Source organism: Saccharopolyspora elongata, from assembly GCF_004348985.1.
Classification (GTDB): Bacteria; Actinomycetota; Actinomycetes; order Mycobacteriales; family Pseudonocardiaceae; genus Saccharopolyspora; species Saccharopolyspora elongata.
This window is the reverse complement of the sequence record NZ_SMKW01000183.1, coordinates 1-4,589: the sequence shown is the minus strand read 5'-3', so window position 1 is coordinate 4,589 and position 4,589 is coordinate 1. Positions and strand designations below refer to the sequence as shown.

Below are 4,589 nucleotides of genomic sequence, written 5' to 3'. Positions count from 1 at the left end.
CCCGGTCCCGGACGCCCACCCGGTTCCCGCAACACGCATCGCGCCACCCGTCACGACGTCGGCAAGACCATCAAACGCGACCTCACCCTCCAACAACACCAAAACCGCACAGGTTAAACAACAAGCTGAGATTTGGCGGTATAAAACTCCGAAGCCCAGAACTGGCCAAAACGTCTAGCATGTTTGCCTCGTCGTACCACCTATTAAAGGGGCAGTTCAAAGTCGATGCGAATGCGTGTCGGCCCGACGAACCCAGAATGTTACCCGGAAACCTGACCGCCCGGGCAGATTATGACGCAGAGTCGGGCAGCGTCTGACCAATTCTGCCAATCCGGCAACACGGCAGCGCGTAAGATTTCAACGCCTCCGGATACGCACCCGCAATCGTGTCTCAGCGCAAACCCACGCCGCCTCGGCGAAGACGACGTTTGCCGTAGACCCGAAGATCGAGAAGTCACACACGAGAGCCACCCCAGCCAGAGAAGCGCCCCGGCGAGTCTCTCGATGGTCGCCAGGCGGCCTCGTGGGATGCCGAACGGCTCGCGCCACCGATGGAAGTCCACACGGCCGCGGTTACACGGCATTCCACCATGAGAGCATGGTATTCGGACCTGTTTGCAGCGAACGCGCTAGCAAGGTTCACCTCAGGAGTGATCACATTCTCCCGCACAGCTACCACCGGGCGCGAAACCGCCCGCCGACCCGCAGGTGAGCGTAACGACAGTGGACGCGCTCTTTCCCCGGAGCTCGTGCACGGACAGGCTGAACCGACTTGGGAGCGGCACGGCGGTTTCAGCAGAACCGGATGCCTCGCCACTCCCGCACAACAACGCACCAACGAACACCAAACGACCGAGGCAACGAATCGTAGCCGTCAAGCCTTCCCTCCTAATGAGTCGTGAGTCGGCCGTCCGGCAGACTCGGGTCTGGTAGCCGCCAGCAGGTGAGCACTCTTGTCTCCTGGACGCTTGAGTCCTGATGAAAGAGCGTGCCCCTGCCGGTGGGCCGGGAGAGTTGATCGCTGATGGGATGTCGTGCCCACGGGTTTGTGGTGTGAGCACTGATTCATTAGGTCGCTGAGAGTTCTCCCGCGGGCTGCCGGTGGTGAGCGAGGACGGGAGAACGCGTGCTGTTCGTAGGAGATGACTGGGCCGAGTCGCACCACGACGTCGAGTTGATGGACGCCACCGGGCGGCGGCTGGCGAAGGCCAGGCTGTCCGAGGGCGTGGCGGGCATGTCCCGACTGCACGCGATGATCGGCGAACAACTCGGCGAGAACACCGAGGCTGTAGAGGTGATGGTCGGTATCGAGACCGACCGGGGCCCGTGGGTTCAGGCGTTGATCGCCGCCGGATACACGGTGTTCGCGGTCAACCCGCTGTCGGTGGCCCGTTATCGAGAACGCCACGGCGTGTCCGGAGCCAAAGCGACGCCGCCGACGCGCACACGCTGGCCGACATGGTGCGCACCGACGCCCATCAGCTGCGCCCGCTGGCCGGGGACACCGATCAGGCCGAGGCGGTCAAGGTCGTGGCACGAGCGCACAAGACCCCGATCTGGGAACGCACCCGCCATACCCAACGACTGCGCCACGCCCTGCGGGAGCACTTCCCCGCGGCGGTGGAGGCGTTCGAGGACCTCGACGCCGGCGACACCCTGGAACTGCTGGGCAAAGCACCGGACCCGGACAGCGCGCGCAGACTGTCGCTGAGCCAGATCCGTGCGGCGCTGAAACGGGCCCGCCGCCGGGACGTCGACGCCAAAGCAGCCCGGGTGCAGGCCGTGCTGCGCGCGGAACACCTGGGCCAGCCCGCTGAGGTCACGGCGGCCTACGCGGCCACGACCCGAGTCGCTGTGGCGGTGCTGACCACCCTGCGCGCGCAGGTCAAGGAGCTGGAAAGGCAGGTGCAGGCGCATTTTGGCCGGCACCCGGACGCTGAGATCATCGGCTCCCAGCCCGGTCTGGGATCGATCCGGGGTGCCCGGGTGCTCGCCGAGTTCGGGGACGCCCCCGACCGCTATGCCACCGCGAAGGCCCGTAAGAACTACGCCGCGACCAGCCCGATCACCCGTGCCTCCGGGAAGAAGAAGGCCGTGCTGGCCAGGTTCGTGCACAACGACCGGCTCATCGACGCGCTGATGACCCAAGCCTTCTCCGCGCTCAACACCTCGCCCGGCGCCCGCGCCTACTACGACCAACTCCGGGCACGCGGCGCCGGGCACAACGCCGCCCTGCGCCAGCTCGCCAACCGCCTCGTCGGCATCCTGCACGGATGCCTCAAGACACGCACCCTCTACGACGAGGCGACGGCCTGGTCGCACCACCTCAAGAAGACCGCTGCTTGACATTCAAGCTCCTGGGATGTCCCTAAGGTGGATCTTGTTCGGGGTAAGCGCTCCGAATGCCCAGCGCGACGGGGTGTGGCTGCTGGGATGTTTGCCTCTGTCGTGGCTTTGAAAGAATGGCCGCCCCGTCGCTCTGGACGCCCTGGCCACTGATTCAGATCTGATGCGGACCGTCGCTGTTTAGGGACCTGTTGGCAGGGTTGTCCACGGGGTTGACCTGCAACAACAGGAGAACGTGAGTGAAGATTCGGCCGCTGATTTGGGTCGGTATTGACGTAGGGAAGACCACGCATCACGCGTGCGCGATGGACATTGACGGCAAGGTCGTGTTCTCGCAGAAAGTGGCCAACAACCAGGCCGCGATCGAGCAACTCATCGCCCGTGCCGGGAAGTCGGCGGCCGAGGTGCGGTGGGCGATCGATCTGACTAGCAACGCCGCTGCGCTGCTGGTCACGGTCCTCGTCACGACCGGCCAGCCGGTGGTCTATGTGCCCGGCCGGGTGGTCAATCGGATGACCGGCGTGTTCCGCGGCGAGTCCAAAACAGACGCTAAGGACGCCCGGGTGATTGCCGAGACCGCGCGCATGCGCGCCGACCTCACCCCGGTCACCGCCCCGGATGAAAAAGTGGTCGAACTGACCCGGCTGACCTCGCACCGCGAAGACCTCATGGCCGACTGGGTCCGCGGGGTCAACCGGCTGCGCGACCTGCTCGGCAGCATCTTTCCCGGACTTGAAAAGGCTTTCGACTACTCCGCCCGCTCGCCACTGATCCTGCTCACCGGCTTCCAAACCCCCGAGTCCATCCGGGCTGCCGGCGAGACAGGGTGGCCGCCGCCGCGCTGGCCGCCACGGAGGCCCAAACCGTCCGCCTGCCGGGCGAAGCGACCACAGCGGTGCTCATCGCCCGCCTGGCCACGCAACTGCTCGAACTGGACCGGCAGATCAAGGACACCGACAAGCTGATCACCAGCCGGTTCCGGGAACACCCGCAAGCCGAGATCATCGAATCGCTGCCCGGCTTTGGCCCGATCCTCGGCGCAGAGTTCGTCGTCGCCACCGGCGGCACCTTGTCCGGATTCGCCACCTCGGGGCGCTTGGCCTCCTACGCAGGGCTCGTGCCGGTGCCGCAGGATTCCGGTCGTGTCGCTGGGAATCTGCGTCGGCCGAAACGCTACAACCGCAGATTGCGGCGCGTGTTCTACATGGCTGCGCTGTCCAGCATCAAGAGTCGCGGCCCCTCGCGCACCTTCTACGACAAGAAGCGCAGCGAACGACTCATCCACACCCAAGCCCTGCTCGCACTGGCCCGCCGCCTGGTCGACGTGCTCTGGGCCCTGCTGCGCGACAGACTAACCTTCAGCCCAGCTGGGCCACAAAAAGCTAGTGCTGCAGCTTGACATGATCATTCAGATTCTTTCACGTGTTGGTAAAGCGCAAGGCCATCTATGGATCCAACGCGGTGGATCGAGCGGAGGAAGTCATGCGGCGAGGCGTTGAGTAGTGTCCGGATCGAACACGCGGATCTCGACTGCATCGCGCACTGCTACCCGGATCATTTCGCCGATGCGCGGTGGGGTGCGGCCGTCCACACGGACGGCGGCGCGCTGATCCGATTCGCCTAGGACGCCGTGAACGTAGGCGTCCGAGCCGAGTTCTTCCACCAGCCAGACGGTGAGTTCGAAGCTGTCCTCGCCGCTCCTATCAGCCGCAACGACTCCGGCCGCACTCCGAAGACGACCTCTGCCAGCATGCTGTCCGCAGCATGCTGAGCATCTCCCTGGGCAGCGGGACAGCGAGCTCGCCCGATCATAACACCGTCACCCTGCAGCGACAGGTTCAGAACGTTCATCGCGGGGATCCGATGAAGCCGGCGACGAACGAGTTCGCCGGGCGCTCGTACAACTCCTGAGGAGTCGCGCACTGCTGCAGCACGCCGTCGGCGAGCACCGCCACCCGATTCCCACCGTCATCGCCTCGACCCGGTCGTGCATGGCGCAGATCGTCGTCGTTTCCAGGCGCTGTTGCAACGACGCGATGTTCGCCCGGGTTTCGACGCGCAGCTTCGCGTCCGAGTTGGACAGCGGCTCGTCCATTAGGGTTCCTAACAAAGGGTTTTGATGTGTCGGTAGCAGATGATGCAGGTGGCCAGGCCGAGGAACGCTTCGTGGATGTCGTCGCGGCGTTCCCAGCGGATGCGGAGGCGTCGCATGCCGTGGTACCAGGCGATTGTGCGCTCGACGA

At 65.0% G+C, this 4,589-nt stretch carries 2 protein-coding genes and 3 pseudogenes; 2 read left to right on the top strand and 3 right to left on the bottom strand.

The genetic code is table 11. From position 1 onward, the window contains the following. The first annotated feature begins 1,126 nt into the window (after positions 1 to 1,126). Positions 1,127 to 2,346, top strand: a pseudogene (locus tag E1288_RS46025) (IS110 family RNA-guided transposase). 305 nt (positions 2,347 to 2,651) lie between these two features. Then, positions 2,652 to 3,745 (top strand): annotated as a pseudogene (locus E1288_RS46020) (IS110 family RNA-guided transposase). Between the two features lie 81 nt (positions 3,746 to 3,826). Here the strand turns inward: E1288_RS46020 and E1288_RS46015 are convergent. From E1288_RS46015 to E1288_RS49650, 3 genes and pseudogenes are all read right to left on the bottom strand, one after another. Continuing rightward, complete coding sequence (locus tag E1288_RS46015; protein ID WP_132495615.1) at positions 3,827 to 4,009, bottom strand: hypothetical protein; 183 nt, start codon at positions 4,007 to 4,009, stop codon at positions 3,827 to 3,829. After that, entirely contained in the window at positions 3,967 to 4,158 is a 192-nt protein-coding gene (locus E1288_RS49660; RefSeq protein ID WP_235884302.1) for a hypothetical protein, read from the bottom strand. Before E1288_RS49660 ends, E1288_RS46015 begins: the two co-directional genes overlap by 43 nt. Positions 4,159 to 4,449: 291 nt before the next feature. Next, a pseudogene (locus E1288_RS49650) lies at positions 4,450 to 4,589 on the bottom strand (IS5/IS1182 family transposase); the annotation flags it as partial.